We start from the raw sequence: 25,892 nt of genomic DNA on the forward strand, positions 1-25,892 counted from the left end.
TCTTGTCATCAGGCGTTTTTATCGTCTCTCAATGCGTATTGGATCAGGCCCAGGAGCGCGTCGATGTCGATAGGCTTACGCAAAAAAGCAACGGCACCGAGTTTAAGGGCTAGCCGTTGCATATTCTCATCACCGTGGCCGGATATAAATATCACCGGTGGCGGCGTTGCGTAAGTCTTTATTTTTTCATAAAACTCGAAGCCACCCATTCCTTTTAGCTTGATGTCGATAATAACCAACGAAGCGTCTGACAGCGCGGTTTTTTCGTTTAAAAACGCCTCTGCGGATTCAAAGGCGCATGTCGTGTAACCGTCAGACTGCAGCAGGTTGATTAACCCGCTGCGGACAGAACGTTCATCATCGACAATGGCAATGCGCTGCGGCAGCATCATGCTGATATTCCTCTGACAGGTCATTACTTAAGCGGAGGGTCCTCTGTTGTCGTCTGAGCCTTGGCCGGTGGAGTTCCGCATATTTTGGGGACGCATTCATGGCGAAACCACGCCAGCGTCAGCGGCTGTCGGTTTATCAGCCGCCGGGTGACCGGGATAATCTGTTCGCCGATCAGCATCCCCAACAGGCCCAGCAGGGCAATCACCGGCGGGGCCGGTGAATGAATATTCAACGCAGCATAGATAATACCGGCCAGAAGGCCAATGGCCAGCGAAACGAGCCATGCTTTCATTTCAGTCTCCTTTCGCAGGGCAGGTTACAGCGGAAGAGGCCGCCGTGCCGGGCGGTGTCTGACAAAGCCGAGTGTTGGCGGTCTGCTCAGGTTGCAGCACCTGTCCCATCAAGCTTTCGCCGGCCAGCATTCCCAGTAGCCCCACCAGCGCCAGCGCCGGGGGAGCCGGCGAGCGGACCTTAAGCAGCCCATAGAGCAGGCCAATAAGGACGCCGACGGAAAGGGAAATTAATCCTGCGCTCATCATTATCTCCTGGGATGAAGCCGGCCGGGCTTTGTACCGGCCGGCTTCCCGCGGTTAGCGGGCGGCGACCGGCGCCAGAGTGTGGTGCTCGCTCTTCTGACGTGAAGGCGCTTTGTGCACCATGGTATAGGCATAATCCACGCCCATGCCGTAAGCGCCCGAATGCTCTCTCACGATATCCATCACCGCGTTGTAGGTCTCTTTGTGCGCCCAGTCACGTTGCCATTCCAGCATCACCTGCTGCCAGGTTACCGGGATCACGCCGGCCTGAATCATGCGCTGCATGGCATAATCGTGCGCTTCTTTAGAGGTGCCGCCTGACGCATCAGCCACCATATAGATTTCATAGTCGCCTTCCAGCATGGCGCACAGGGCAAAGCTGTTGTTGCAGACTTCGGTCCACAGGCCGGCAACCACCACTTTTTTCTTGCCGTTGGCGGCCAGCGCGTCACGCACTTTTTGATCGTCCCATGAGTTCATCGAGGTCCGCTCGAGGATGTCTTTGCCAGGGAACACGTCCAGCAGTTCCGGATAGGTATTACCTGAGAAGCTCTCGGTTTCAACGGTTGTAATGAGGGTTGGAATGTTGAATACCTTCGCGGCTTTCGCCAAGGCAACGGTGTTGTTTTTCAGCACCTGGCGGTCAATCGATTGCACGCCAAAAGCCATCTGAGGCTGGTGGTCGATAAAAATCATCTGGCAGTTGGCTGGCGTCAGGACTTCGAGCTTAGAGGTTGTCATAAAAATACCCTTGGGATGAGGTTAAAAGTAACAAGGCCGTCACGCCGTTGGCGCAGCGACAGAGCCGAACGCTACCGGGTGGTAAACGCTATCAACGGGTTGAATGTTAGGCTGGGGTGGGGGGCAAAACTATTATCTGTTGGTATAACTAACCTTTCGTATACCTATACTTTGGTATATCTATCCCTTTGTATAACTGGTCTTTTCCCATTCCTATTCCATAATCCTTTCAATTCGCGCCGCTCTGAAAGGCCGCGCACGTTATGTCCGGCGGCTTTGAGCCTGAACCGGACGTCTCAGACAGGAGGATCTATGGTTTCGCTGGGCAAAGCTGATTTGATACTGGTTAACGGGCAGTTTCATACTGTCGATCGCGAAAATCCGCTGGCGGAAGCCGTGGCGATCCGCGAGGGCAAGTTCCTTGAAGTCGGTACCGTCGCTGAAGTGATGCAGCACCACTGCGAAGGCACGAAAGTGGTGGATCTTAAGGGGCACACTGCGGTGCCGGGGCTTAATGACTCACACCTTCACCTGATCCGCGGTGGCCTGAACTACAACCTTGAATTGCGCTGGGAAGGCGTGCCGTCGCTGGCGGATGCCTTGCGGATGTTGAAAGATCAGGCACTGCGCACGCCATCGCCACAATGGGTGCGCGTGGTGGGCGGCTGGACGGAGTTCCAGTTTGCCGAGCGCCGCATGCCAACGCTGGATGAGATCAACGAAGCGGCGCCGGACACCCCGGTGTTTATTCTTCATCTTTACGATCGCGCACTGCTCAATCGCGCAGCATTGAGAGTGGTGGGCTATACCAAAGACACGCCCAACCCGCCAGGCGGCGAAATTCAGCGCGACAGCAACGGCAACCCGACCGGCATGCTGATTGCGCGCCCTAACGCGATGATCCTCTACGCCACACTGGCCAAAGGGCCGAAGTTGCCTCTGGAACAGCAGGTGAACTCGACCCGTCAGTTCATGCGTGAACTGAACCGTCTGGGCCTGACCAGCGCCATCGATGCCGGCGGCGGTTTCCAGAACTACCCGGAAGACTACCAAGTGATCGCCGAACTGCATGAGAAAAAGCAGATGACGCTGCGCATCGCTTACAACCTGTTTACCCAGCGGCCGGGGCATGAACTGGAAGATTTCGAAAAATGGACCGACATGCTGACGCCGGGCCAGGGCAGCGACTTCTTCCGCCATAATGGCGCAGGTGAAATGCTGGTGTTTTCCGCAGCGGACTTCGAAGACTTCCTGGAACCGCGTCCGGATTTGGCGCCAGGCATGGAAGACGAGCTGGAGCGTGTCGTACGCCACTTGGTCGAGCATCGCTGGCCATTCCGCCTGCATGCGACCTACAACGAATCCATCAGCCGCATGCTGGACGTGTTTGAAAAAGTCAACCGCGAGATCCCGTTCAATGGCCTGCACTGGTTCTTTGACCATGCAGAAACCGTGACCCAGAAAAACATCGATCGCATCAAGGAGCTTGGCGGCGGTATTGCCGTGCAACACCGCATGGCCTTCCAGGGCGAATACTTTGCCGAGCGTTACGGCATTGAAGCGACCCGCCACACGCCACCGGTGGCCCGCATGTTGGAAACCGGCGTGCCGGTGGGGCTGGGAACGGACGCCACCCGCGTGGCCAGCTACAACCCGTGGACGGCGCTTTACTGGCTGGTTTCCGGCCGCACCCTGGGCGGCATGCAGATGTATGACGCCAATGCGCGTCTGGATCGCGATACCGCGCTGATGCTGTGGACGCAGGGCAGTGCCTGGTTCTCCAGCGAGCAGGGCAAAAAAGGGCAGATCAAAGCGGGCCAACTGGCGGACATGGCGGTGCTCAGCAAGGATTACTTCTGCGTGCCTGAAGAAGAGATCAAGGGCATCGAATCCGTGCTGACGGTGGTCGGTGGCGACATCGTTTATGCCGCCGGCACGTTCGGGCCGTTGGCGCCACCGTCCATTCCGGTGTTGCCGGATTGGTCGCCGGTGGTGAAGGTGCCGGGTCACTACCGCAGCGCACCGCCGGTAGCGAACGCGCGCGTGGGCATGATGTCACAGGCGCATCATTGCAGCGGCCCTTGTGGGGTGCATACCCATAATCATGATATTGCCCGCGGTTCCAGCGTACCCGTTGCAGATGACAATGCATTCTGGGGAACGCTCGGCTGCAGCTGCTTTGCGTTTTAATCCTATGAAAACGTCATCTGCATTTTTCATCACGCCCCGGATCGATCTGGGGCTGTTCTTCCTGCGCCTGACCGGCAGCCTGCTCTTGCTGCACGTGCACGGTTTGCCGAAGGTGTTTAATTTCAGCGAAGAACTGACACGCATCGAAGATCCTTTTGGCTTCGGACCTTACATGAGCCTGTTGCCCGCCATTCTGGCGGAAGTGGTCTGCCCGGTGTTCATTATTCTGGGGTTCGGTACGCGTATCGCCTGTCTGCCCATTATCGGCGTGCTGCTGGTGGCGATGCTGTTCGTGCACCCAGGTTGGTCTATCGCCGAAGGGCAATTCGGCTGGCTGCTGCTGATCATCTTTACCACGCTGGCGATAACCGGGCCGGGTAAATGGCGTATCGGTGCAGACAGGCCGCTGGAGAGGCGTTATGACGCAGATTAATGATATTCACAGCATCACGGCTGAAGCGCTGAAAGAGGTGCCTACGGCGAATGCATCGCCGTGGCAACCGCTGCGCCAACGCGTGTTCCGCATGCTGTGGATAGCCACCGTCGTTTCCAATATCGGTTCATGGATGAACGATATTGGGGTGAACTGGACCATGCTGACGCTCAGTGCCGATCCGCTGTCCGTCGCCATGGTCCAGGTGGCCAGCAGCTTGCCGATGTTTCTGTTTGCGCTGCCTTCCGGGGTGATGGCGGATATTGTCGATCGCCGTAAATACCTGCTGTTTTCGCAGGTCTGGGTGTTTATCGCCGCGGCCGGGCTGACCCTCTTGTCGGTGACGGGCCACGTCACCCCTGGCGTGTTGTTGGTTGCGGCCTTCCTGCTGAGCACCGGTGCGGCCATGAGTTCGCCGCCGTTCCAGGCCATCGTGCCTGATTTGGTCAGCAAAAATGAGATGGGGCCGGCCATTGCGCTCAATTCATTGGGCATCAACATCAGTCGCGCCATCGGCCCGGCGTTGGGCGGGCTGATTCTTTCCTTCGCCGGCCCCTGGATGGTGTTTTTGCTCAACGCCATCTCGGTGCTGGGCGTAGCCTGGGTGCTCTACCGCTGGAAGGCGGAACCGAGCGTTCAGCGCCTGCCGCCCGAGCACTTTTTCTCCGCCGTTCGCGCCGGGTTTCGCTATGTACATGCCGCACCGGTTTTGCGCAATGTGTTGGTCCGTACGGTGGCCTTTTTCACGTTCGGCAGTGCGGGCTGGGCTTTGCTGCCGCTGGTTGCGCGACGTGAACTTGGGCTTGGTCCGGGCGGTTACGGGATCATGCTGGCCTTTATCGGCGTAGGGGCCATCTTCGGTGCGGTGTTACTGCCTCGCTTGCGTAAGTCCTTCAACCCGGATCGGCTGATGGTGCTGGCAAGCCTGCTGTTTGCCGTCACGATGCTGGCGTTGGCGTTTGTCCGTAACGTCTGGCTGCTCAACGCGTTTGAGTTTTTCATCGGTTTTTCCTGGATAGCGGTGCTGTCTACGTTGAACCTCGGCGCACAGCGCAGCGCGGCTAAATGGGTGAAAGCACGCGCGTTGGCGGTGTATCTGACCGTCTTCTTCGGCTCCATGACCGCCGGCAGCGCCATTTGGGGGCAGTTGGCCTCGCATTTCGGCATTCCCGTTTCGCTGTGCGTGGCCGCGTTGGGCATGGTGTTGGCCAGTACCACGGTTTACCGCTGGCGTTTGGACCAGGATCCCGACCTGAATCTGGACATCAGTACGGAACAGGGGGCCACGCCTGAGCTGGATGTGCGCCATGACCGTGGGCCGGTGATGGTGAGCTACGAATATTTGGTTACGGCAGAGGATGCGCGCGCCTTCACGGTATGCATGCAGGACATGCGGCGCGTCAGGCGGCGCGGCGGCGCCATCAACTGGTCCGTGTATGAGGACATCCTTCAGCCCGGCGTTTTTGTCGAGACGTTTGTGGTCGGTTCCTGGATGGAGTACCTGCGCCAGCAGGAGCGTTACACCATGAATGACCAGAAAATACAAAACCGTATTTGTGCATTTCATCAGGGCGAAACACTGCCGCTGATCCGTTATCTGGTGGCGCCGGTTTAACCGGGTCCGTCAGTCTCTGAGTTTATAAACACTGCCAAGGGGTCTGTTATGAGCACGATTAAAACGAACGACGGTACGCAGATTTACTACAAAGACTGGGGGAAAGGGAAGCCGGTGCTGTTCAGCCACGGCTGGCCGCTGGACGCGGATATGTGGGACAGCCAGCTAAACTTTCTGGCTGAACGCGGCTACCGTGTCATTGCGTTCGACCGTCGCGGTTTTGGCCGTTCAGATCAGCCCTGGACCGGCTATGACTACGACACTTTCGCATCGGACATCAATGAACTGATCACGCAGCTTGATCTGCAGGACGTCACGCTGGTGGGCTTTTCTATGGGCGGTGGCGACGTGGCCCGCTACATCGGCCGCTACGGCAGCGCACGCGTGGCTGGCCTGGTGCTGTTAGGCGCGGTTACGCCGATGTTTGGCAAAAGCGAAACGCATCCGCAAGGCGTGGACTTGTCCGTTTTCGAAGGGATCCGCAATGGGTTACGTAAAGACCGCGCCCAGTTCATCAGCGATTTCAACGTGCCCTTTTACGGCATCAATGCCGGCCAGACGATCTCTGAAGGCGTATTGACCCAGACCCTGAACATTGCTTTGCTGGCATCGCTGAAGGGGACCATCGAGTGCGTGACCGCGTTCTCGGAAACCGACTTCCGTGACGATATGCTGAAGATTGATGTGCCTACGCTGGTGATCCACGGTAGCAACGATCAAGTCGTTCCGATTGACGTCACCGGTAAAGTGGCCGCTGAAACGATCCCTGGCGCTGAACTGAAGGTGTATGACAATGCGCCTCACGGCTTTGCCGTAACGCATCAGGACCGGTTAAACGACGATCTCCTGGCGTTTTTACAGGCTCGCTAAGCAAAATGGCTCATGTGCGGGGTTCCCTGTATGCCTGCACATGAGCCGATTTGTCAGGATGCTTTGGATTTACTGAGATTTAACCGCTCGGCATGACGCACCAAATCCGCGAGAGAACGCACCTGCATTTTATCCATCACCCGGCGACGATGTACCTTGACCGTAATTTCACTGACGCCCAATTCTGCGGCAATCTGTTTATTCATCAAGCCTTTAATCGTCAGCTCCAGCACTTCCTGTTCGCGCGGCGTCAGCGTGAGGTGCCGCTGTTTCAGTTCGTAATGCTCGCGCAACTGATCTGAATTTTCCGCGGCCAGATTGAGGGCTTCCTGAACCGCCTTCAGCAGATCGTCGGAAGCGACCGGCTTGGTCAAAAACTCATGCGCACCGGCTTTCATCGCCTGCACCGACAGCGGGATGGTGCCGTAGCCGGTAAGGAAGATTACCGGCATTTCCCGGCCGCTCGCTTTCAGCGCATCGGCTACCGCAAAACCATCTCCGGTCGGCATGCGCATATCCAGAATGATACAGCCGGGTATGGCGGGAAAGGAGTGTGAAAGAAAGGCTTCTGCGCAGTCAAAATCAACGGCACTGTAGCCGGCAGAGTTTAACAGCCTGACAATAGATTGCCTGACCGAATGGTCATCATCGACGACATAAACGACATGTTCCATAGCTTGCCTCTGCAATTACGCCCTGCAACCGGGCATGTACCCAAGGGAACTCCACGCAGCCCGCCCGTTCTTCGGCCGGCAAATGCGCTCATGCTACCCCCCTAATTAACCCGATCCGGATGTCAAAATGAAGACATGGCGGGGGATAATCAGGCTGCTCTGCACCGCAGGCCATTCAGGCTGGGGTTACACCTCAATGAAAAAGAGAAAGACTTGTAGTTTAGACGATGAACACAGAGCGATCATATAAGTGCCAAGGTCTGCTTAGCGGTAAGCAGACCGGCTGAAATGATAGGCAAATCGAGAATAAACTGATCAATTTTTAGTGAAAAATCATACTATTATAGCTATGGCATGCTCTTGCAGTAAAGGTGTTTACTGATACCTGAGGGGGAAAATGCAGATAGGTTGCCGGCCGGCCAGGGCCGCTAAATTTCCCACGGCATCAATCGGTTCCCGGGATCCTCAAGTAAACAACTTGAACGCGATAAATTCTTTGCGATACTGTATAAAAATACAGTTAAGTGAGGTTGTTCATTATGATGTTTATTTCCCCTTGCGAAGAAAATAAAACCACGCCGGCACTGCCGCTGTTTGCCGATCCCGTGGCTTGCGGTTTCCCTTCTCCGGCGCAGGACTATGTGGAGGCCCGGCTGGATATCGGCAAACTGCTGGTGCGGCACCCCAACGCCACTTACTTTGTGCGCGCCAGCGGCGATTCGATGGTCGAGGGCAACATCAAGGATGGCGATCTGCTGATCGTCGACAGTTCACTGCGGGCGGAGCACGGGAACATTGTCATTGCCGCCATCGACGGCGAGTTCACGGTGAAGAAGTTGCAGCGCCACCCCGATCTGCGGCTGCTGCCGATGAACCCGGCCTATTCGCCGATCGTCTTCGGCGACGAAGACGCGCTGGAGATCTTCGGCGTGGTCACCTTTATTGTCTATGCTGCGGTGTGAGGGGGAAATTAAAAGTCCTGGCCTGGGCGACTTGCGCATCAAACCAGAAGGACAGCGTTCCGAATCTGCTGGCGGCCCAAAGTTCTATTGACTCAACAAAACCCCGCGATAGATAAAATTGAGAGCGCAAACCGTGGTTTGATGTAACACAACGACATGTGAACTGGCTTGCATTTTCAACTCCCGTCACACTTTATAGTGAGTTCCATTGTTAGGGAGACGCATTAATCATTATGGCATCCATTAAAGACGTAGCAAAAAAAGCCGGGGTCTCTACCGCCACCGTATCGCGGGTTTTAAATAACCACCCCAGCGTAGTGGCGGAAACACGCAAGGCGGTGCGTGATGCGATGGATTATCTTTGTTATGTGCCAAGCAAGAGCGCCTTTCAACTTAGCGGCAAATGTTCCGGGTTGATTGGCGTGGTATTGCCTAATCTGGTTAACCCTCACTTCTGTGAGCTGCTGGCGACATTTGAAGAAGAGGCCAGATACATTGGTAAGTCGGTTATCGTTAAAACGCATCAGAATCAACCGCAGCAGGATAAGCAAATTATCCATACCTTGGTTGGCATGGGGATCGACAGCCTGCTGTGGGTACCGACAGAAGTGGAGGCTGAACTCTCTGAGTGGTTAACGATCACCAACATTCCGGTGGCAGTCGTAACGCAGGTTTCCCGTTTTTTTAACTCCGTATCAATTAACCAAGGTAAAGGCGCGGAAAGCATTGCGGAACACTTTATGCAAATGGGGCATACCTCATTGGGTTTTGTTGCTCAGGAAGGTGTCGATAATCGAAAAGTGTCTTCCTACAGTAAAAAAATCAGCAGCCATGGTCTGGCTCTAGCCAAAGAGAACCAGTTCTGGATAACCAAAGGCGTGGGAGAAAAAATATCAGGCCATATAAATATACTTGATGTCATCATCGAAAAATTAACGAAGCAGCATAAAACCTGTTCCTGTCTTTTGGTTTATAACGATGTCGCCGCCAGTTATATTATTGATGGGTTAAAAGAAAAAGGCGTTGCGGTACCTCAGAATATTGCCATTGCCAGTTTCGACAACACCTTATTGGCACAAACAAAAAAGATCACCAGCATGGCACAACCGATAAGCGAAATTGCTCACCTGGCCTTTCAAATGGTGAAAAATCAAGTTAGGCAGGAAAGTATCGAAATGCATGAAATTGTCTCACGATTAATTATACGAGAGAGCAGCGTTAATATTCACATCACTACCCTGTAATTCGATTCAGGTTTAGCCAAGGTGCAACTGTTTGCGCCAGGGATTCCTTTTAACAAAAAACGATGAAAGCGCTGGCGTTGATGGCTGGAACACGGCCCGTGCTTTGTATTCATGACTGCGCAATAAAGAGGTGGGTTTATGTCTGCTACCGCAATAGAAAAGCAAAGCGCTTACGAAAAGCTGAGCCTGAAAGAAAAGGTGGGGTACGGTATGGGGGATGCCGGATCCTGCATGATTTGGAGCGTGCTGGCGCTGTACCTGACATGGTTTTATACCGATGTGTATGGCTTGGATCCCGGGATTGTGGGCACATTATTTCTGGTCATCCGCATTTTTGACGCTTTTAGCGATCCGGTCATGGGCGCGATTTGCGACCGCACCAAAAGCCGCTGGGGTAAATTTCGGCCCTGGCTGTTGTGGATGGCGCTGCCGTTTGGTCTGGGTGCCGTTGTGATGTTCACCACACCAGACCTGAGCATGAACGGAAAAATCATTTATGCATGGGTAACTTATCTGGTGATGTCGTTGATCTATACGGCGATCAATATTCCCTACTGCTCGGTAGCGGGCGTCATTACATTGAACCAGAAAGAACGCATGGGTTGTCTGTCATGGCGTTTCTTCCTGAACGGCCTGGCGACGCTTATCGTCTCTTCTTCCATCCTGCCCCTGACCGATTGGCTGGGTAATGGCGACCGGGCTTCCGGTTTCCAGATGACGATGATGATCATGGGCGGCGCTGCGACCTTAATGTTCCTGTTTTGCTTCTCCAGTATCAAGGAACGCGTCGTTTCGATTAAAGCCAACGACAGCTTAATGCGGGATCTGAAAGACATCGCCAAAAATGACCAATGGCTACTGATGATTTCGATTACCTTCCTGAACGTCTTCCCGGCTTTTATTCGCGGTGCGGTCACTATCTATTACGCCACCTACGTAATGCAGGCCTCGGTAGGATTTATCACCTTTTTTATGGCGCTCGGCGTCGCCAGCAATATGCTGGGTAGCGTGATTGCCAAGCCGCTCACCGATCGCTTCGATAAAATAAAATTGTTCCGCATTATCAACATCATTCTCGGCATCCTGTCTTTTGCGTTATGGTTTGTCGACCCGAAATCGCTGACCCCGCTGTTAACGCTGTTTATCGTCATCAATATTCTGCATTTAATCCAGTCGGGCCCGATTCTGTGGGCAATGATGTCCGACGTTGACGACTACGGCGACTGGAAATTCGGTAAACGCCTGACCGGTATCTCCTTCGCCGGCAACCTGTTTATGTTGAAAATGGGGTTGGCGGTGGCCGGCGCGATCGTTGCCTGGATACTGTCGTTTACCGGGTATATTGCCAATAAACCGGCACAGAATACGGAGACGATTCAGGGCATTATCATGATGTTCTCGTTACTGCCCATGGTGAGTTATTTCATCAGCGCGTTTATGGTGCGCTACTTCAAGCTGAATAATGCGCTCCTCGAAAAAATCAAAGTCGATCTTGCAAAGCGTGAGCTGGAGAACGGCCGGGGTCAATCACTGGAATATAAAGACGTTCCTGTCCTTTAATGTCATCTTATAAGAGGTTTAATAAATGGCGAGTGGAAATTACTACGATGTAACAGAATGGCATGTGGGTAATCCGTATGAGGATATTGGCGAGGTAATTAATAGCATTATCGCGGATGTTAAAAGCAGGCAAACGAACGTTGATATGAATGAAGGTGGTAAGCCAGGCACCGTTATCTATATTCCGCCAGGTGACTATCATCTTACTACGCAGGTGGTTATTGACATCAGCTATTTGAAAATTGCGGGTTCTGGTCATGGTTTCACCTCTTCCAGCATTCGTTTTAATACTCCGGAGAGTGAGCTGGCAAACTGGCACGAAGTGTGGCCGGGGGGAAGCAGAATACAGGTGGGCATATCGTCGGCGGCTGGCGATGAGGAGTATGCAGGAGCCGCATTTTATGTTCAGCGTGATGGCGCACCCCGAATTAGCTCGGTAGAGTTTGCTGACTTTTGTATTGATGGTTTACATTTTTTGGATGATGGCTCAGGAAACAATGATCCAGAAAATAGCTACACAAACGGAAAAACAGGTATTTATATTGCCAGTGCTCAAGACTCATTCCGGATTACCGGTATGGGGATGGTGTATTTGGAGCATGGGGTGACTATTTATAATGCAGATGCGCTGGATGTTCATGATAATTTCATCGCTGAATGCGGCAACTGTATAGAGCTACGGGGTTCGGGGCAGGCGTCAAAAGTGACCGATAATCTACTAGGCGCTGGTTATAAAGGCTACTCAATTTATGCTGAGAATTTTGGTGGGCTATTAATTACGGCCAACAATATTTTCCCACGGGGTAAAAGCAGCGTCCATTTTTCTGGTGTCATGCGCTCAGCTATCTCCAGCAATAGATTTCATTCATTTTACCCGGGAATGGTGGTACTCCAGGGAAACTGCTCGGAAAATTTGGTTTCTTCAAATCACTTTTTACGTGACCGTGAACCCTGGCCTCCTATGCAGGCATACAACAATGGCTTGGATGATTTGTATGGCATTCTCTATATCAGTGGTGACAATAACTCTGTGATTGCCAATCATATTTCTGAAACGATAGGTACTCAGTATGTCACCCCTCCTGGCGCAACACCCGTAATAATACGTATCGCTTCGGGGCAGGGAAATTATATTTCTGGCAATCATATTGTTGCCACTACCGAAGCGTCGGAGGTGCAGGCTATAGCAACGGGTTCTTGTTTCGCTACGCAAGTGGGCGCTTTGCTGGCTACCGATCAATTGCAGGAGCTTGACGTGACCACCGTACTGATAGAAAACGAATCGGTTAAAAATACGGTTCTTGATTCGGGAAGTAACGCCCAGGTTGTTATGGACAAGGCTGTAAATGCATTCAGAGCCACGCCAATGCCAGGGGTATAAATCGTCTATTCAAAAAAGCCCTGCAAATAAGCAGGGCTAAGACTCTTATTGATATTACTCGTTTTTTATTAGTACCCGGTGCTGCCCAGCACCAGGTATTCACTATTTTGATCGGGTTTTCTGACGATCCTCAGCCCTGAGGGAAAATTGAAGCCACTTCACGGGCGGTATCGGCCAGAAGTTCGCCGTTTTTGTAACTCTCGGTCACTTCTCCGTTCTTGCCGATGGCGGTTTTAGGCCGTTCAATAAACTGCCCCAGCGGAATCGCGTTCTCATCCAGTACCACCGCAAACGGAATTTTGACTTTATCGACACCAAAGTGTGCTTTAAAGACGGCTTCCGCCTTATCGCGCGTAACTATGCCCAGACGAATAGCCGGTGCTGACGCGGCAACGGCATGGATAACGGGCAAGTTTTTATGGCAGTCGGGGCACCACATTTCGGCTGCAACCAGAATGCTGTACGAACCCGGAAGGCGCGACAGCTTACCGATGACATCGTCAGGCAATGCCCCTTTGGCAAGCGCCTCAAAATGCCGCAATGCCTTGCTGTCTTCTTCTGTTCCGCCGGCAACAAATTCGCTGTAACCCGATGCGGCATCAAGCAGTGCTTTGAAATCTTGCATGTATTCTCCTTAGGTATTAACTGACACTCGGCATCACATAACTCGGGCAATGATAAAGGCCAATGGGATCTTTTTTGCAATTATTTCTGGCATGACCGAGAGATCCAGTGGTTTGTGATATAAAGGCCCGTAACGAGAACCTATTATATGGAGATAAGAGTGAACAAATATATCCTCGCGTTATCTGCTGTGCTTATCGGCACGCAGGTTCAGGCTGCAACGCCTGCTGCGCTTCCCGCACCGGTCAAACAACTGGAAAAACAAGGTATTGAAATCATCAAACCCTTCACCGCGCCAGGTGGCGTTCAGGGGTGGCTGGGCAAATATCAAGGAACGGGGGTGACAATTTATCTGACCCCCGACAAGAAGCATGCCATATCAGGTTATATGTACGACGAGAACGGCAGTAACCTGAGCGAAAAAGTCATACAAGAAGAGATTTACATCCCTGCCGGTCGGGAGATGTGGCAAAGGCTCTTAAAAGCGCCAGGCATCCTGGAAGGCAGCGATAAGGCAAATTGCCAGATTGTCGTGTTTGCCGATCCTTTCTGCCCTTACTGTAAAACGTTCAGGCAGGAAGTGCAGCCCTATATCAAAGACAATAAAATCGCCATGAAAACGCAGTTGGTCGGTGTCATGCAGCCCGACAGCGGCCGTTACGCGGCGGCGATATTGGCTTCCGACAACCCCGCGAAGGTGTGGCAGGATTTCGAACTGTCTGGCGGCAAAAGCAAGCCGGCACTCCTGGAAAAAACGCCGCAACCGATTTTTTCTCAGATCCAGTACAACCAGAAATTGATGGACGATCTGGGCGCCAACGGCACACCGGCGATTTATTATCTGAACCATGCCAACGTGCTTCAACAGATCGCCGGTCTGCCGGATAAAGAGCAAATGGCCAATCTTGTGGCTTGTAAATAGTTCGCATGCCATTTGCAGGGTGACCGTAGCTCAGATCACCCTGCTTATTATCAGCCGTGTTGGCGCATAAAGCGTGAACGCCAGGGTTTCAGCACCCAAAGGGCCAGTGCGGCGGTGATAAAATCAAAGGAAATCGCCATACCAAAAACAACGTGCCATCCTTGCGTGTGTTGATAAAGCAGTGCCGCCAACGGGCCGCCAAAAATAGAGCCGATCCCTTGGGACATGTACAGCCAGCCATAGTTTGCGGTGGCGTTTTGGCTGCCGAAGGTATCGGTTAATGTTGAAGGGAACAAAGAAAATATCTCCCCCCAACCAAAAAACACCACTCCGGAAAGTAAAACGAATAACAGTGGGTCCTCACGGCACATCAACCACAGCGTCATTGCGACACCTTCGAGCGCAAAGGCGATAAACATGGTTTTTTCCCGGCCATAGCGGTCGGAAATAAAACCGAACAGCGGACGAGTCAGCCCATTGGTGAAGCGGTCTAGGGTTAACGCCAGGGGCAGCGCCGCCAAGCCAAAAACCACCGCCTGACTGATGCCAAAATCTTCCGCGAAAATAGCCATCTGTGACGTCACCATCAACCCAGAGGTGGACATCATTGCCATCATGACAAACATCAGCCAGAACAGAGGCTGACGCAGCATTTCTTTTGACGTGAACTGACGTTTACTCTGCTCCAACTTGGTGCTGTTCGGCTGGAAGTCAACATTGACCGGTACTTTCAACCCTTGGCTGGCCAGAAAACCCACCAGGGCAAAGAGGCCGCCGAAGACCATCATGGTCTGCTCCAGGCCGTAGCTGCCCAGAGAAATGCTGATGGGGAAGGTGGTTAAAATCGCCCCCATACCATATCCGGCAGCCACGGCTCCGGCCGCAAAGCCGCGCTGTTGCGGAAACCACTTAACCATCAACCCAACGACGCCGATGTACACAATGCCGGTACCCAGCCCACCGAGACAGCCATAAACCAGATAGAACTCAGTCAGGTTGCTGATCTGGGATGAAATAATCCAGCTAAATCCCGAAAGCAGCGTGCCGATGGAGATTAATAGCCGTGGTCCAAAGCGATCGATAAGTTTGCCCTGGAAGGGCGAGAAGAACGTTTGCAATATGATGAGCAGCGAAAAGGTGACCTGCAACGCGGGCAGATCAACGCCCAGCTTGGCCGACAGCGACTTGGTCAATAATGTCCAGACATATTGCGGGCTGGAAATCGCCGCCATACAGATCAATCCCAAAAGGAGTTGTATCCACCGCTGATTACTTTTTTCTATTACTGACTCGCTGACTAGGGTCATTTAAATCTCCCAAGGTATAAGTGTTGTATCTGCCGGTGTAGGGGTATCAGCAGTAAGCGTGCCAGAATAAAAAATAAATAATAAAATTGTTATTTAACAAGGTAATGGGTGTTTTTATGGTTTTATTTTAAATTTGACTCGGAGGGGAGGATGAAGATATTTCGCACGGGTATAGTGCACATGGACAATGTTAGTGCGGCATTAAGTAATGTAATTAATAGGTTAAGTATAATTTTTTCTGAATAGTCTGAGATTAAATAGCTAACGAATATGCGTGTTGTAGTGGTTGCCTCAGTATTTATAAGCTGGGGAAGGCTGCGGCAGATCCTGCTGAACTGGCTACAGCGTTTAAGCGGTGCCTGGCCGAGAGATACTTTGCTAACGGTTAGCATTGTCACGATATTAATCGCTATTTATCTCTGTGGTGTTAACGACTACACCGTTCGGTATTCTGGTGTATGGTTTGTTACTCGCGCTCACCGGTGAAAAGCTGATCCAAAAAGTCAACAACACAATCTTCAACTAAGCCTACCGCCCTACACTTTACTCTGTAGGGCGTTTTTATTTATCAGGAGATAGACAATGCCGAGAGGGATAGAAAAAATAAAACAAACCATATGGTACAAGGCGTAAAGGCCATTTCTGGCAGGGGTTTCAACCAACAACCCCCGCGTCCAGAATTCGCGCGTTGTGTATTTGAGGGCCAGTGCTTCAATCAGGCATTTTGCCAAGGGAAAGAGCACGGCAGACAATCCAAACATGAGATATATGCCTATCGAATGGCCATGATTGAACCCGCTATAATAAATATACGCGGCTAGGCAACCCCACAGTGAACCATATACTAAGTATTTTAGATAAAATGCCTTCGTCATCACCACGTCTCCAAAGCCAGAACTACCTGTCCTGCACAGTGGTTCCTATTTTATCATTCTTGACGAAATAAAATCTTGTGAAAAGAGCAGGAAGGACAGCACTAAGCCGTTCAAGCGTCTATTCACCCTGTACAGTCGCCTTAGGTGGATACCCCACGACTTGAAAGCTAGCGTCTGCAAGCTCAACGGTCTTCCGACTTTTACACAAAGCGGAAACCCCGATCCTGTCCAGGGGACAAGGTTATGATAACCCAGGCAAACAGTCTGGTTATTCTGTATTTATGACACCGGTTGGCCGAAGTAACCACCTTATCAAGGAGTGCCCGGCAGTAAATACCGGAAATCATCTGGCCGGACGATGAATAACATTATTTAATAGAATAAATAAAATGCCGCATTTAAATCCCTAGCAAAATAAAACGGCACAGCTAAATTTAAAAAAGTGGTTGCACAGGATATTAAATATTAGCAATATAATTATTATAAATCTACAAGGCAATCTAATTTCAAATATACTACCAATGACTCTATATATATTCAGAGTGCATACAGACTATTCACAAAGGGTATCAATGCCACGCGGGATCAACTGCTAAACGCCCGTTAAGTGATACCTATCGCCCCGGAAGCGGGGACTTCATCATTATAGTGGCGTGTTCTCAGTGACGGGGATAACCGTCCAAACTTTGCCTTTCATGTCGTCGATACGGTAAGTGGACAATTTACCTAACGTACCGCCGATCACCCCTGAGCCTAGGGTGATGAACGTCAGTGACTGCCCCTGTGGGTTTTTGAATACCTGATATTGGCTTACGGCATAGGCAACCTGGTCCTTGTCCGACACCATCCGGTCCTCCTTCAACTTCAGACTTGGTGTCCATTCCTGCAGCGTTTTACCCTGTCCCTTCGCCTTGAGCTTCGTAACCTCATCATCCGAGACTGCCAGCGCTGTGCTGGCCGGCAAATGTGCCACCACTTGTTGAATACTCGGCACTGCAGAGCCAGTGATTGGCGCATACTGATGCTGAGTTACATAATTTTGAATGTTGCACTGGATCAACGAGTCCTGGGCTTCGACGTAATCGCGATCTGACAATCCGGTAATAGAAGCGATCTGCTGCTTATTTTTTTGCAAAGAAAGGTAGTCACCACACGTAGCCAGCGAATGGTTTTTGCCATCAGCCGTCACCACCTGCAGAGGCTTTCCCTGGATGGATATGTCCTGCTCGGCAGCCAGAGCAGACGCAGAAACCAGCAGGACACAGCCGGCAGCCAATACTTTCATTTTGTTCACGGTAACGCTCCCTAACATGACTGGTAAGATAGGACAACATTCAACAAGATAAGAATATCACATCACTGAAAGGGGGGATGATGGCATGGGACAAAATACTGGATTACGGTCAATCAACCCTAGTGCTAATCATAAGTAATTGATTTATTTAACACAATCCGGTTTCTTGTACTTTATTAACATTTTCAATTAGTTATAAAATTAACTGCTGACTCTAACTCGCCACACCGCTGAAGCTATACTTTGGCTATATCGACACAAAAGGATCACCCGCCAACAGGCTTTGTTGAATAAATCGAACTTTTGACCGCAATCAGGATTAGATCACCACATTCCTGACCCTCTGGTGGTATTACGTGGCAAAACAACAGTTCAAAATCACCAACTGGGCTATCTACAACAAGGTTCTCGTCAATCGGGGCTCACTGACATTCTAAGCACCAGGTCAGAATAAACTGCACGGGCTCTCTCACCTATTAAATAACCTTTTCCATAAACTGATTACAGGCTGACGGGAGACTAGGCGTTATCCACAGTTTTAGTGGATAACATGTGCGCAAGCCCCCGAAAAATCATCGTCAATAGATATAAAAAAACACTCAGAAAATTATTAAATTACGCCGCATCTTGCATGGTTGCTTGGTTTCAGGCTTGCGTCCGCGTGCGTTTCGTTTATGATTTACTGTATATATATACAGATAAATTATACCTATTATGAACACGTCGAAATTGTATTTATTTTCACCAGGCCAGCCCGTAAAACTCCCACTATTTGGTACACATTGCCCTGCGGGGTTCCCCAGCCCTGCCGATGACTGTATTGAGCAATTAATTGATTTTTATGATTTTATAAAGCATCCAGCGGCAACATACTTTATCCGGGCTACTGGCGAATCGATGTCTGATGGCGGGATCTTGTCAGGTGACCTGCTGATCGTCGATCGGGCAGAAAAATCCGTGCATGGCAGCATCGCCGCCGTCGACGGCGAATTTACGGTAAAGCGGCTGTTGCTCACCCCGCGGATCTTCCTTGCGCCTATGAACCCAGCGTATAGCCCCATTTACCCCGAAACTTTGGAAATTTTCGGTGTGGTGATCCACGCCCTGCACTCGTTTGGGAGGTGAGCATGTTTATGCTGGTTGACGTCAACTCGATGTACTGCGCCTGTGAGCAGGTTTTTCGGCCAGATCTTAAAGGTAAGCCAGTGATAGTCCTGTCCAATAACGACGGTTGCGTGATCGCCCGTAGCGCCGAGGCCAAGGCACTGGGCGTGCCGATGGGGGCGCCGTATTTCAAGATCAAGGAGGAGATGCGCCGCCGCAATGTGGCGGTGTTCTCTTCCAACTACGCGCTGTATGCCGATATGTCCCACCGGGTGATGAGCATTCTGGACGAGATGGCGCCGGCGGTGGAAATCTATTCGCTGGACGAAGCCTTTCTGCGGTTGGATGGCGTTAACCGCTGTGCCGATCTGGCGCAGTTTGGCCGCCAGGTGCAACAAAGGATTTTGCAGGAGACGCATTTGGCCGTCGGCGTGGGTATTGCGCCCAGTAAGACGCTGGCCAAGTTGGCCAATTACGCCGCCAAGCGTTGGTCAGGTACCCGGGGTGTGGTGGATCTTTCGGATCCTGTCCGCCAGCGCAAGCTGCTGGCGTTAATACCGGTAGAGGAAGTGTGGGGCGTCGGCCGCCGACTGACCCGGCAACTGCGGGCGATGGGGATTGAAAACGCATTGCAACTGGCGGATTGCGACACCCGGCTGATGCGCAAAACGTTCAGCGTGGTGCTGGAACGCACGGTGCGTGAGCTGCGCGGGGAATCCTGCCTGCAACTGGAGGATGAGGCCGCGGCCAGAGAGCAGATTATCTGCTCACGTTCGTTCGGCCAGCGGTTGACCCATTACCCGCATATGCGGGAGGCGATTTGCAGCTATGCGGAGCGCGCGGCGGAAAAACTGCGGCAGGACGAACGCTATTGCCGCAGCGTGTCGGTCTTTATCAAGACCAGCCCACATTCCGCAGGTGAGGGTTACTACAGCAACCTGGGCACCGCCCGGCTGCAAACGCCGAGCAACGACAGCCGCGATATTATTGCCATGGCAGTGCGTGCGCTGGAAAGCATCTGGCGGGAGGGCTGCCGTTACCTGAAAGGCGGCGTGATATTGGGGGATTTCAGTGCCGGTACCATGGCGCAAATTGACCTGTTCGACGACTGCCCGCCGCGGCGCAACAGCGGCCAACTGATGGCGACGCTGGACAAGCTCAACCGGGAAGGGCGCGGCCGCATCTGGTTTGCCGGGCAAGGCATCGTCAAGCCGTGGCAGATGAAACGCGAAATGCTGTCACCGGGTTATACCACTAAATTTAGCGATATTATCAAGGTTAGGGTTGGCTGAGTCCGATCCAGCCTCGCAAAGGGGATTGAGTATGGCTGCCTGATGGTAGTGGTTTGCTGTGATATTCATTTACTTTTTCGTAAGAAATCATAGAACTTTAAGGATAAAGAAACAAAAAAGTAGCCGGTGGCGAGGGTAATCATAAATTTGGATATGCCCGCGGGTGCAGAGAACACGGAACCCGGTGTTAACACTCCGGCCCCACTAAGGAAAGGGGAGATGGAAAGTATGGCGAAAAATATAATTATGGGTCTGATGATTTTATCCATTTATAACTCTTTGTTAATCTATAAGACGGCAGGTGTTAACTGCCGCCTTTAATTAATGAATTCCCAGGTGGTTGCGTTGTTATAATTCAAAATGGGCAGGCTAATTCTCTACAGGAGACTTGCCGAAAGTGAACATGACAACAAAATATAGAAATCATTTTTTAGTGTGAACGCTTACCAGGAACAACTGCCACCCGCGCTTGACCCGCACTTGTTGCCGCCTTTACCCATTCCTACGTTACCGCCGCCTTTACTGGTGTCTTGGAAACATTTCCCGGTAATTGCGCCGCCAATCAAGCCAGCGGCTATACCGGGTAACCCACCAAATGCGCCCAATGCCGCACCAACGCCCATCCCATTGATACAGTCTTCCGAGGTATTGTTGGCGTAGTAATTACCTGAACCACTGTTGTTACCGGATTGACTTCCACCCTTATTTCTTCCGCCATTATCGGTACGATCGCCACCATTATTGCCGCGACCGCCTGCGATAGAGTCGAACCAAACTGCATCAACGATTTCCATAACCAACTCCTTTTGAATATATGATTTATTGTAATGCTGACCTCTGTAAGGTGATTAATTATTAGCGCATGGTAATTATCATATCAAGTGTTTTTTTAGAAAATAAAATTGAAATGTAAATATGTTATCGGTTGCGGTAAGTTGGTGTATTAAATAATGAGGGTAAGGCTAATCGATATTAATTCACTGTAATACTCCCGTTTGGTTTTTTATTTTTTGTTGATGTTTTCAGGTTCTTGCGCCAGGTATTCTGCGCCGGGAATGAGACTCCTCCCGCACCTTTACCGATACGAGATTACCCCAGGCCGCATCATGACCGAGATCTGCGAGGCAACTCTCGTTTATAGTCCTTCGGACGTGAGGGTTCTGTACTATTGTTTTCTCTTTGCAGCACGTTCCACGCCGCTTCCGGCCGTGGTACCGCGGAGAGTACAGATGAACAAACGAGAATTAGAAAGCGCGATTGTCACCGATTTTTCCAAACGCATGAGTTACGGCGATTACCTGTGCCTGGACCAGTTGCTGGATTGCCAGCATCCTCTGTCCAACCCGCAGCATCATGATGAAATGCTGTTCGTGGTGCAGCACCAAACCTCTGAGCTGTGGATGAAGCTGATGCTGCATGAACTGCAGGCGGCACGGGCGTTGGTGCAACAAGACAAGCTCAGCCACTGTTTCAAGATCCTGGCCAGGGTCAAACAGATCCAGCGGCTGCTGTTTGAACAATGGGCGGTGCTGGAAACCCTGACGCCGTCAGAGTATGTTGAATTCCGTGACGTGCTGGGCAACTCCTCGGGCTTCCAGTCCCATCAATATCGCTCCATCGAGTTTTTACTGGGCAACAAGAATGCGGCCATGCTGGCGGTGTTCAGTAATGATGCGGAAAAACACGCGGCGCTGAAAGCGATCCTCGAGGCGCCAAGCCTGTACGACGAATACCTGCTCTACCTGTCCCGCCACGGCCTGCCGATCCCGCAGGAATGTACTGACCGCGACTGGACGCAGCCATACCAACGCAACCCGAATCTGTTGCCGGCGTTCAAAGAGATCTACGACCACCCGCAAAAGTATTGGGAAGCCTATGAAATGGCCGAGAAGCTGGTGGATATAGAAGAAAGCTTCCACCTGTGGCGTTTCCGTCATATGAAGACGGTAGAGCGCATTATCGGCTTCAAATCGGGTACCGGTGGCTCCAGCGGCGTCAGCTTCCTGAAAAAGGCGCTGGATCTGACCTTTTTCCCGGAGCTGCTGGACGTGCGCACCGAAATTGGTGCCTAGCGCGTGTGCAGAAACCAGGGGCGTAATCTTGTAGCGAGGAGATCGTGATGGCGATAAGGATTGAGGATAGGGCAGCAGAACAGGTTGTGGGGGTGCGGGTGGTAGGGCCTTACCCGCAGACCATTCCTTTGGGCCTCGAACGGTTGATGGCCTGGCGGCAACAACAGGACATTGAGCCCGGCAAATGGCTGGTGCTGTACTGGGACGATCCGGCTGAGGTGGCGCCCGAACGCCTGCGGGCCGACGTGGTGTTTACCGTGGCGAGCGATTTTACGCTGCCCACGCCGGGCAGTGAGGGATTTACGCTGCAAACGCTGCCTGCCGGGCTCTACGGAATTTATCACGTCCGCATTACCGACGGCGATTTTGAACGGGCATGGAGCGATTTCTATCAAAAGGAACTGCCGGCCAGCGGCTATCAACCGACGGAGGGCGTGTGCTATGAGCACTACCTCAACGACTGTGAAGCCGATGGTTATTTTGATCTCGACATTTATCAATCGGTGAAAAAAATATAACCGCAGGCCCTGGTGCAGCGGCATATGTGGATAACGTATTTCCATCATCATTTTGCCCCGTTTAGGCTGATACCCTACGAATTTAAACACGGCATAAGGTGTGACGATGGTGAGGGTATCGGTGACCGGCATCGAGCCGTTTGACGGGGACTTGACGATCGCCGGCGGCGCGTTGCGCTGAGGCAACTGCATTGAGGTAATGCCAGGGCATGGCAGATTTGAACTGCGCCCTGGCTTTCGGTTACTCGTCGGCGACGCGGATCACCAGTTTGCCGAAGTTTTTCCCTTGTAACAGGCCGATAAACGCCTGCGGCGCATTTTCCAGCCCGTCGACCACATCTTCGCGGAACTTGATTTTTCCCTGCCCGACCCATTCGCCCATTTGCTGCAGGAAGTCACCGTACTCTGAACCATAGTCATCGAAAATAATAAAACCCTGCATGCGGATGCGCTTACGTAAAATCAGCCCCTGCAGCATCGACAGCCGATCCGGGCCGTCGGGCAAACCGGTGGCATTATAGTGGGCAATAATGCCGCAGACCGGAATACGCGCCTTGGCGTTCAGCAGCGGCATTACCGCATCAAACACCGCACCACCGACGTTCTCGTAATAAATGTCGATCCCTTGCGGGCAAGCCGCGGCCAGCTGTTCGGCAAAGTCGGCAGCCCGGTGATCGACACAGGCATCGAAGCCCAGTTCTTCCACCACATAGCGGCATTTTTCCGCGCCGCCCGCCACGCCGACCACGCGACAACCTTTCAGTTTGGCTATCTGGCCAACGACCGAACCGACGGCGCCGCTGGCTGCGGCAACCACCAGGGTTTCACCGGGTTGCGGCCGGCCGATATCCAGCAGGCCCATATAAGCGGTAAAGCCCGGCATGCCCAAGACCCCGAGCAGACGGGAAGGGTGTGTCTGTTGCGGGCCAAGGTTACGCAAGCCGTTGCCGTCAGACAGCGCATAATCCTGCCATCCGTCATAGCCCAGCACCCAATCGCCGGGTTTGAAATCCGGGTGTTGCGACGTGACAACGCGCGACACCGTGCCGCCGACCATGACCTGGCCGATCTCCACCGGCGGCGCGTAAGAAGGCGCATCGCTCATACGGCCGCGCATGTAGGGATCAAGCGACAGATAGACGGTGCGTAAAAGTACCTGGCCGGCGACGGGTTGCGGTATCGCCCCCGTTTCCAGGCGGAAATTGTCAGCGGTGGGTTCACCGTGCGGGCGTGAGGCCAGCAGGATGCGGCGATTTTGTTGTTCAGATTGAGACATCAGGAACTCCTTATGCGGACAGAACCCTAAGTCTAGTCAATCCTCGGTGAGGGGGAATGGCCTAATGTGCTTAGGCGCTGCCCCCTTCATCGGCAGGGCTGTCACAGAGCTAAAAGTGCGCCATGAAGACGGCGGGGGCAAAAGTGGCGGCTTTGCGGCAAACCGCCGGATATCAGAGCGGGACGATCAGCACGTCGATATGGCTGGTATTGATAAAACGCGCAGCAGAACAGGAGATCTTGTTCATCATGCTGTCGCAGTGGTTGCCGCAGATCACCAGATCAAACGGCTGGCGCTGGCGGGCGTAGCTCAGGCTGTCGCTCAGCTCACCATGAACGATCAGCGTATCGGTTATTGGGTAATCGGCCCGCAGCCGCAGTTCCTCCATAAAACAGCAGCGTCTCTTCTTCCATCAGCGCACGCAAATCGCCCAGCATCGGCCCGGCGAAATTATTGTACATTTCCGGGTTGGCGATCGTGCTCAGCAGGGTGATTTTGCCATTAGAGGGGCGCACGATGGAGACGGCTTTTTCAACCAGGCGGTGGCTGTCAGCCGCTACGGCGACAGTAACCAGAACGTTTTGATATCCCATCTTCCACCCCCGTTTCTCATGCTTAAGATAAAGAGTAGAGCCTGGTGCGTTTGATAAATGTGTTTTGTATCACGCGCGACAATAAATCGGAGATTATTGCCGCTATTTAGCAATAAAAGATAAAGGGGCTTTCGCGCGTAATGAACGAAAATTAAAGCACCTGCGCCCACAGCGTTTTTGGTACCTTGCCCAAATCGAACAATTTACCGGCAACCAGCTCGGCACGACGGTGATCGGCCGCACGGTACATATTGCTCATTTCAATATCGTTATCAATGGAATAGTTAAGCTTGTCGTACACTTTTTCCACGCTGTCCAGACTGGAGCATTTGCGGAACGTCATCAGGTAATCGAAGGTATCATTCATGATTAAAATATAGCCTGTTAAGAGTAGTGGCCGGACGAAGAAACATCACGCGGTCACCCAGAACGGCGTCAAAAGAGTGATGTTCGACCTGAAAAATCAATTTCAAATGAATAAATTGCAATAGGGTAATAATCGGCTGCGCTGCCAGCGCCTTTGCGTGAAGAATAATAATATGCCCACGCGGTATCGGCAATGTCATCCTGCCGGTAAATGCGCGAAATAGGGAAAGTCTCAGGTTGTTGGAGGAGGGGGGGCGGGCCGGTAAGGGCTACGGGGCGGGACCAAACCGGGGCGGTGAACGCTGAGCCATCCTCCTGAGGGGATTGTTTTCCTCGCGTTGAAGCGTTCCGGCGGTCGAGCGCATTCACCTGAAACCTACCGTAGGGCGCCTTCAATTCTCTTATGGCAGCCGCTGACAACATTACCGACGTTATATGGTTGGTTCTCCGGCAGCAGCGAATAATGAAATAGCTCGCCCGGAGAAAAAAATTAAAATAAAACTACGTTTTATTTTATATGGCGGTAAAAATACACGGGTAAATTTTATCGAAAAATAATCGCCCAGCGATATTTAAATTTTTTACAATGAAAAAATGATTAAAGTTTTAATTATCTCTGCCGATAAAACGTTATGGGGAGACATAAGCCTAAATCCGCCGCCTTAACTCTGCAAATCGAGAAACATGTCGTTACGTCTGTTTTCTTGTTCATAACCCAAGCAACCCATTGTTAACCTAATATGCACTTTCGCTTAAAATTAAAACAGGCAATGAGCCGTTCTTTAAGTCAAATCTGAAACTTAATGTCCTTATAGTTTCTGTGTGTTATTTTTTGAGGGTTGATAGTTTATTGTTAATTAAATGGTTATTTATACTGCATTTACCGGCTACGAACAGATTTTTGTTCTGTTATTTTGGTTTGGTAATGCTTTTGTTCGAATTGATCTAAAAATGATATTTTTTTGGCTCATATACATTGTTTTTAAGACGTTTTTTTACTTATGGCTGATTTTTAAGCAAAAACACGGTTAAAAAATGGACGTATAAGGG

The 25,892-nt window shown here is 51.8% G+C and carries 25 protein-coding genes and 2 pseudogenes; 14 read left to right on the forward strand and 13 right to left on the reverse strand.

Annotated elements, in window-relative coordinates; all coding sequences use genetic code 11:
- Positions 1 to 8 precede the first annotated feature (8 nt).
- The 4 genes from SPL01S_RS01585 to SPL01S_RS01600 are packed head-to-tail and all read right to left on the reverse strand — an operon-like array spanning position 9 to position 1,670.
- Complete coding sequence (locus SPL01S_RS01585) at positions 9 to 392, reverse strand: response regulator transcription factor (RefSeq protein WP_062871220.1); 384 nt, start codon at positions 390 to 392, stop codon at positions 9 to 11.
- Positions 393 to 415: 23 nt separating this feature from the next.
- The gene (locus SPL01S_RS01590) at positions 416 to 685 is read right to left on the reverse strand and encodes a DUF1427 family protein (protein WP_062871219.1); all 270 of its coding nucleotides are present in this window, start codon (positions 683 to 685) and stop codon (positions 416 to 418) included.
- Between the two features lies 1 nt (position 686).
- Positions 687 to 929, reverse strand: a complete 243-nt coding sequence (locus SPL01S_RS01595) for a DUF1427 family protein (protein ID WP_063197186.1) — start codon at positions 927 to 929, stop codon at positions 687 to 689.
- 54 nt (positions 930 to 983) lie between these two features.
- Positions 984 to 1,670 carry a hydrolase gene (locus tag SPL01S_RS01600; RefSeq protein ID WP_062871217.1) on the reverse strand — a complete coding sequence of 229 codons (687 nt, stop codon included), beginning with the start codon at positions 1,668 to 1,670 and terminating at the stop codon, positions 984 to 986.
- Between the two features lie 312 nt (positions 1,671 to 1,982).
- Here SPL01S_RS01600 and SPL01S_RS01605 point away from each other — a divergent pair, with 312 nt between their 5' ends.
- From SPL01S_RS01605 to SPL01S_RS01620, 4 genes are read left to right on the forward strand one after another with little or no spacing between them, the layout of a single operon-like run.
- Positions 1,983 to 3,860 carry an amidohydrolase gene (locus SPL01S_RS01605; RefSeq protein ID WP_063197189.1) on the forward strand — a complete coding sequence of 626 codons (1,878 nt, stop codon included), beginning with the start codon at positions 1,983 to 1,985 and terminating at the stop codon, positions 3,858 to 3,860.
- 4 nt (positions 3,861 to 3,864) lie between these two features.
- Positions 3,865 to 4,293 (forward strand): DoxX family protein, encoded by a 429-nt coding sequence (locus tag SPL01S_RS01610; RefSeq protein WP_063197191.1) that lies wholly within the window; start codon positions 3,865 to 3,867, stop codon positions 4,291 to 4,293.
- Positions 4,280 to 5,908 carry an MFS transporter gene (locus SPL01S_RS01615; RefSeq protein WP_063197193.1) on the forward strand — a complete coding sequence of 543 codons (1,629 nt, stop codon included), beginning with the start codon at positions 4,280 to 4,282 and terminating at the stop codon, positions 5,906 to 5,908. The genes SPL01S_RS01610 and SPL01S_RS01615 overlap by 14 nt, the downstream gene beginning before the upstream one ends.
- Positions 5,909 to 5,956: 48 nt before the next feature.
- Positions 5,957 to 6,778: an alpha/beta fold hydrolase gene (locus SPL01S_RS01620; RefSeq protein ID WP_062871213.1), complete on the forward strand. Its 822-nt coding sequence runs from the start codon at positions 5,957 to 5,959 to the stop codon at positions 6,776 to 6,778.
- Between the two features lie 53 nt (positions 6,779 to 6,831).
- Here the strand turns inward: SPL01S_RS01620 and SPL01S_RS01625 are convergent, their stop codons facing one another.
- Positions 6,832 to 7,452 carry a response regulator transcription factor gene (locus SPL01S_RS01625; protein ID WP_063197195.1) on the reverse strand — a complete coding sequence of 207 codons (621 nt, stop codon included), beginning with the start codon at positions 7,450 to 7,452 and terminating at the stop codon, positions 6,832 to 6,834.
- A gap of 539 nt (positions 7,453 to 7,991) precedes the next feature.
- On the opposite strand from SPL01S_RS01625, the gene umuD (SPL01S_RS01630) reads away from it, so the two are divergent.
- The 4 genes from umuD (SPL01S_RS01630) to SPL01S_RS01645 all read left to right on the forward strand — a co-directional run bounded on the left by umuD (SPL01S_RS01630) (position 7,992) and on the right by SPL01S_RS01645 (position 12,599).
- Positions 7,992 to 8,414, forward strand: coding sequence for a translesion error-prone DNA polymerase V autoproteolytic subunit (umuD, locus tag SPL01S_RS01630; RefSeq protein WP_063197196.1), 423 nt, complete (start codon positions 7,992 to 7,994; stop codon positions 8,412 to 8,414).
- A 233-nt stretch (positions 8,415 to 8,647) separates the two neighbouring features.
- On the forward strand, positions 8,648 to 9,658 hold the full coding sequence (locus tag SPL01S_RS01635; protein WP_006326164.1) for a LacI family DNA-binding transcriptional regulator: 1,011 nt from the start codon (positions 8,648 to 8,650) through the stop codon (positions 9,656 to 9,658).
- A 138-nt stretch (positions 9,659 to 9,796) separates the two neighbouring features.
- Entirely contained in the window at positions 9,797 to 11,218 is a 1,422-nt protein-coding gene (locus tag SPL01S_RS01640; RefSeq protein WP_004946181.1) for a glycoside-pentoside-hexuronide (GPH):cation symporter, read from the forward strand.
- A 25-nt stretch (positions 11,219 to 11,243) separates the two neighbouring features.
- On the forward strand, positions 11,244 to 12,599 hold the full coding sequence (locus tag SPL01S_RS01645; RefSeq protein WP_063197197.1) for a NosD domain-containing protein: 1,356 nt from the start codon (positions 11,244 to 11,246) through the stop codon (positions 12,597 to 12,599).
- Between the two features lie 130 nt (positions 12,600 to 12,729).
- On the opposite strand, the gene SPL01S_RS01650 is transcribed toward SPL01S_RS01645, so the two are convergent.
- Complete coding sequence (locus SPL01S_RS01650) at positions 12,730 to 13,224, reverse strand: thioredoxin family protein (protein WP_063197199.1); 495 nt, start codon at positions 13,222 to 13,224, stop codon at positions 12,730 to 12,732.
- 159 nt (positions 13,225 to 13,383) lie between these two features.
- Here SPL01S_RS01650 and dsbG point away from each other — a divergent pair, with 159 nt between their 5' ends.
- Positions 13,384 to 14,145, forward strand: coding sequence for a thiol:disulfide interchange protein DsbG (gene dsbG / locus SPL01S_RS01655; protein WP_063197201.1), 762 nt, complete (start codon positions 13,384 to 13,386; stop codon positions 14,143 to 14,145).
- Positions 14,146 to 14,195: 50 nt separating this feature from the next.
- Here the strand turns inward: dsbG and oxlT are convergent, their stop codons facing one another.
- The 3 genes from oxlT to SPL01S_RS01670 all read right to left on the reverse strand — a co-directional run bounded on the left by oxlT (position 14,196) and on the right by SPL01S_RS01670 (position 17,612).
- Positions 14,196 to 15,452: an oxalate/formate MFS antiporter gene (gene oxlT / locus SPL01S_RS01660; RefSeq protein ID WP_063197203.1), complete on the reverse strand. Its 1,257-nt coding sequence runs from the start codon at positions 15,450 to 15,452 to the stop codon at positions 14,196 to 14,198.
- 536 nt (positions 15,453 to 15,988) lie between these two features.
- Positions 15,989 to 16,327 carry a colicin E1 family microcin immunity protein gene (locus SPL01S_RS25815; protein WP_063197204.1) on the reverse strand — a complete coding sequence of 113 codons (339 nt, stop codon included), beginning with the start codon at positions 16,325 to 16,327 and terminating at the stop codon, positions 15,989 to 15,991.
- 643 nt (positions 16,328 to 16,970) lie between these two features.
- Entirely contained in the window at positions 16,971 to 17,612 is a 642-nt protein-coding gene (locus tag SPL01S_RS01670; protein WP_232246053.1) for a hypothetical protein, read from the reverse strand.
- Positions 17,613 to 17,944: 332 nt separating this feature from the next.
- Here SPL01S_RS01670 and SPL01S_RS25895 point away from each other — a divergent pair.
- The 3 genes and pseudogenes from SPL01S_RS25895 to umuC form a co-directional block, all read left to right on the forward strand.
- Positions 17,945 to 18,055, forward strand: a pseudogene (locus SPL01S_RS25895) (hypothetical protein); the annotation flags it as partial.
- A 280-nt stretch (positions 18,056 to 18,335) separates the two neighbouring features.
- Positions 18,336 to 18,746, forward strand: coding sequence for a translesion error-prone DNA polymerase V autoproteolytic subunit (umuD, locus tag SPL01S_RS01675; RefSeq protein WP_063197208.1), 411 nt, complete (start codon positions 18,336 to 18,338; stop codon positions 18,744 to 18,746).
- 2 nt (positions 18,747 to 18,748) lie between these two features.
- Positions 18,749 to 20,017 (forward strand): translesion error-prone DNA polymerase V subunit UmuC, encoded by a 1,269-nt coding sequence (gene umuC / locus SPL01S_RS01680; RefSeq protein WP_063197210.1) that lies wholly within the window; start codon positions 18,749 to 18,751, stop codon positions 20,015 to 20,017.
- 443 nt (positions 20,018 to 20,460) lie between these two features.
- Here the strand turns inward: umuC and SPL01S_RS01685 are convergent, their stop codons facing one another.
- Complete coding sequence (locus SPL01S_RS01685; RefSeq protein WP_013813517.1) at positions 20,461 to 20,811, reverse strand: hypothetical protein; 351 nt, start codon at positions 20,809 to 20,811, stop codon at positions 20,461 to 20,463.
- Between the two features lie 435 nt (positions 20,812 to 21,246).
- Here SPL01S_RS01685 and kynA point away from each other — a divergent pair, with 435 nt between their 5' ends.
- Together kynA and sbmC are read left to right on the forward strand one after the other, a co-directional pair.
- On the forward strand, positions 21,247 to 22,089 hold the full coding sequence (gene kynA / locus SPL01S_RS01690) for a tryptophan 2,3-dioxygenase (protein WP_013813516.1): 843 nt from the start codon (positions 21,247 to 21,249) through the stop codon (positions 22,087 to 22,089).
- A gap of 47 nt (positions 22,090 to 22,136) precedes the next feature.
- The gene (gene sbmC / locus SPL01S_RS01695; protein WP_063197212.1) at positions 22,137 to 22,607 is read left to right on the forward strand and encodes a DNA gyrase inhibitor SbmC; all 471 of its coding nucleotides are present in this window, start codon (positions 22,137 to 22,139) and stop codon (positions 22,605 to 22,607) included.
- Between the two features lie 241 nt (positions 22,608 to 22,848).
- On the opposite strand, the gene curA is transcribed toward sbmC, so the two are convergent.
- The 3 genes and pseudogenes from curA to ydgT all read right to left on the reverse strand — a co-directional run bounded on the left by curA (position 22,849) and on the right by ydgT (position 24,843).
- Entirely contained in the window at positions 22,849 to 23,883 is a 1,035-nt protein-coding gene (gene curA / locus SPL01S_RS01700) for an NADPH-dependent curcumin/dihydrocurcumin reductase (protein ID WP_063197214.1), read from the reverse strand.
- 172 nt (positions 23,884 to 24,055) lie between these two features.
- Positions 24,056 to 24,476, reverse strand: a pseudogene (uspC, locus tag SPL01S_RS01705) (universal stress protein UspC).
- A 151-nt stretch (positions 24,477 to 24,627) separates the two neighbouring features.
- Positions 24,628 to 24,843, reverse strand: a complete 216-nt coding sequence (gene ydgT / locus SPL01S_RS01710) for a transcription modulator YdgT (RefSeq protein ID WP_004946155.1) — start codon at positions 24,841 to 24,843, stop codon at positions 24,628 to 24,630.
- Positions 24,844 to 25,892 lie beyond the last annotated feature (1,049 nt).

This window comes from Serratia plymuthica NBRC 102599, assembly GCF_001590925.1.
GTDB classification, from domain to species: domain Bacteria; phylum Pseudomonadota; class Gammaproteobacteria; order Enterobacterales; family Enterobacteriaceae; genus Serratia; species Serratia plymuthica.

What these genes read in the sequence shown, in the direction of transcription:
- SPL01S_RS25815 (WP_063197204.1), bottom strand. Translation starts at nt 16,327, where the DNA reads ATGACGAAGGCATTTTATCTAAAATACTTAGTATATGGTTCACTGTGG.
- SPL01S_RS01590 (WP_062871219.1), bottom strand. Translation starts at nt 685, where the DNA reads ATGAAAGCATGGCTCGTTTCGCTGGCCATTGGCCTTCTGGCCGGTATT.
- SPL01S_RS01685 (WP_013813517.1), bottom strand. Translation starts at nt 20,811, where the DNA reads ATGGAAATCGTTGATGCAGTTTGGTTCGACTCTATCGCAGGCGGTCGC.
- SPL01S_RS01595 (WP_063197186.1), bottom strand. Translation starts at nt 929, where the DNA reads ATGAGCGCAGGATTAATTTCCCTTTCCGTCGGCGTCCTTATTGGCCTG.
- SPL01S_RS01585 (WP_062871220.1), bottom strand. Translation starts at nt 392, where the DNA reads ATGATGCTGCCGCAGCGCATTGCCATTGTCGATGATGAACGTTCTGTC.
- SPL01S_RS01620 (WP_062871213.1), top strand. Translation starts at nt 5,957, where the DNA reads ATGAGCACGATTAAAACGAACGACGGTACGCAGATTTACTACAAAGAC.
- kynA (WP_013813516.1), top strand. Translation starts at nt 21,247, where the DNA reads ATGAACAAACGAGAATTAGAAAGCGCGATTGTCACCGATTTTTCCAAA.
- SPL01S_RS01615 (WP_063197193.1), top strand. Translation starts at nt 4,280, where the DNA reads ATGACGCAGATTAATGATATTCACAGCATCACGGCTGAAGCGCTGAAA.
- umuD (WP_063197208.1), top strand. Translation starts at nt 18,336, where the DNA reads ATGAACACGTCGAAATTGTATTTATTTTCACCAGGCCAGCCCGTAAAA.
- curA (WP_063197214.1), bottom strand. Translation starts at nt 23,883, where the DNA reads ATGTCTCAATCTGAACAACAAAATCGCCGCATCCTGCTGGCCTCACGC.
- SPL01S_RS01610 (WP_063197191.1), top strand. Translation starts at nt 3,865, where the DNA reads ATGAAAACGTCATCTGCATTTTTCATCACGCCCCGGATCGATCTGGGG.
- SPL01S_RS01605 (WP_063197189.1), top strand. Translation starts at nt 1,983, where the DNA reads ATGGTTTCGCTGGGCAAAGCTGATTTGATACTGGTTAACGGGCAGTTT.
- sbmC (WP_063197212.1), top strand. Translation starts at nt 22,137, where the DNA reads ATGGCGATAAGGATTGAGGATAGGGCAGCAGAACAGGTTGTGGGGGTG.
- SPL01S_RS01625 (WP_063197195.1), bottom strand. Translation starts at nt 7,452, where the DNA reads ATGGAACATGTCGTTTATGTCGTCGATGATGACCATTCGGTCAGGCAA.
- SPL01S_RS01645 (WP_063197197.1), top strand. Translation starts at nt 11,244, where the DNA reads ATGGCGAGTGGAAATTACTACGATGTAACAGAATGGCATGTGGGTAAT.
- oxlT (WP_063197203.1), bottom strand. Translation starts at nt 15,452, where the DNA reads ATGACCCTAGTCAGCGAGTCAGTAATAGAAAAAAGTAATCAGCGGTGG.
- umuD (WP_063197196.1), top strand. Translation starts at nt 7,992, where the DNA reads ATGATGTTTATTTCCCCTTGCGAAGAAAATAAAACCACGCCGGCACTG.
- SPL01S_RS01635 (WP_006326164.1), top strand. Translation starts at nt 8,648, where the DNA reads ATGGCATCCATTAAAGACGTAGCAAAAAAAGCCGGGGTCTCTACCGCC.
- SPL01S_RS01650 (WP_063197199.1), bottom strand. Translation starts at nt 13,224, where the DNA reads ATGCAAGATTTCAAAGCACTGCTTGATGCCGCATCGGGTTACAGCGAA.
- ydgT (WP_004946155.1), bottom strand. Translation starts at nt 24,843, where the DNA reads ATGAATGATACCTTCGATTACCTGATGACGTTCCGCAAATGCTCCAGT.
- SPL01S_RS01600 (WP_062871217.1), bottom strand. Translation starts at nt 1,670, where the DNA reads ATGACAACCTCTAAGCTCGAAGTCCTGACGCCAGCCAACTGCCAGATG.
- SPL01S_RS01640 (WP_004946181.1), top strand. Translation starts at nt 9,797, where the DNA reads ATGTCTGCTACCGCAATAGAAAAGCAAAGCGCTTACGAAAAGCTGAGC.
- umuC (WP_063197210.1), top strand. Translation starts at nt 18,749, where the DNA reads ATGTTTATGCTGGTTGACGTCAACTCGATGTACTGCGCCTGTGAGCAG.
- SPL01S_RS01670 (WP_232246053.1), bottom strand. Translation starts at nt 17,612, where the DNA reads ATGAAAGTATTGGCTGCCGGCTGTGTCCTGCTGGTTTCTGCGTCTGCT.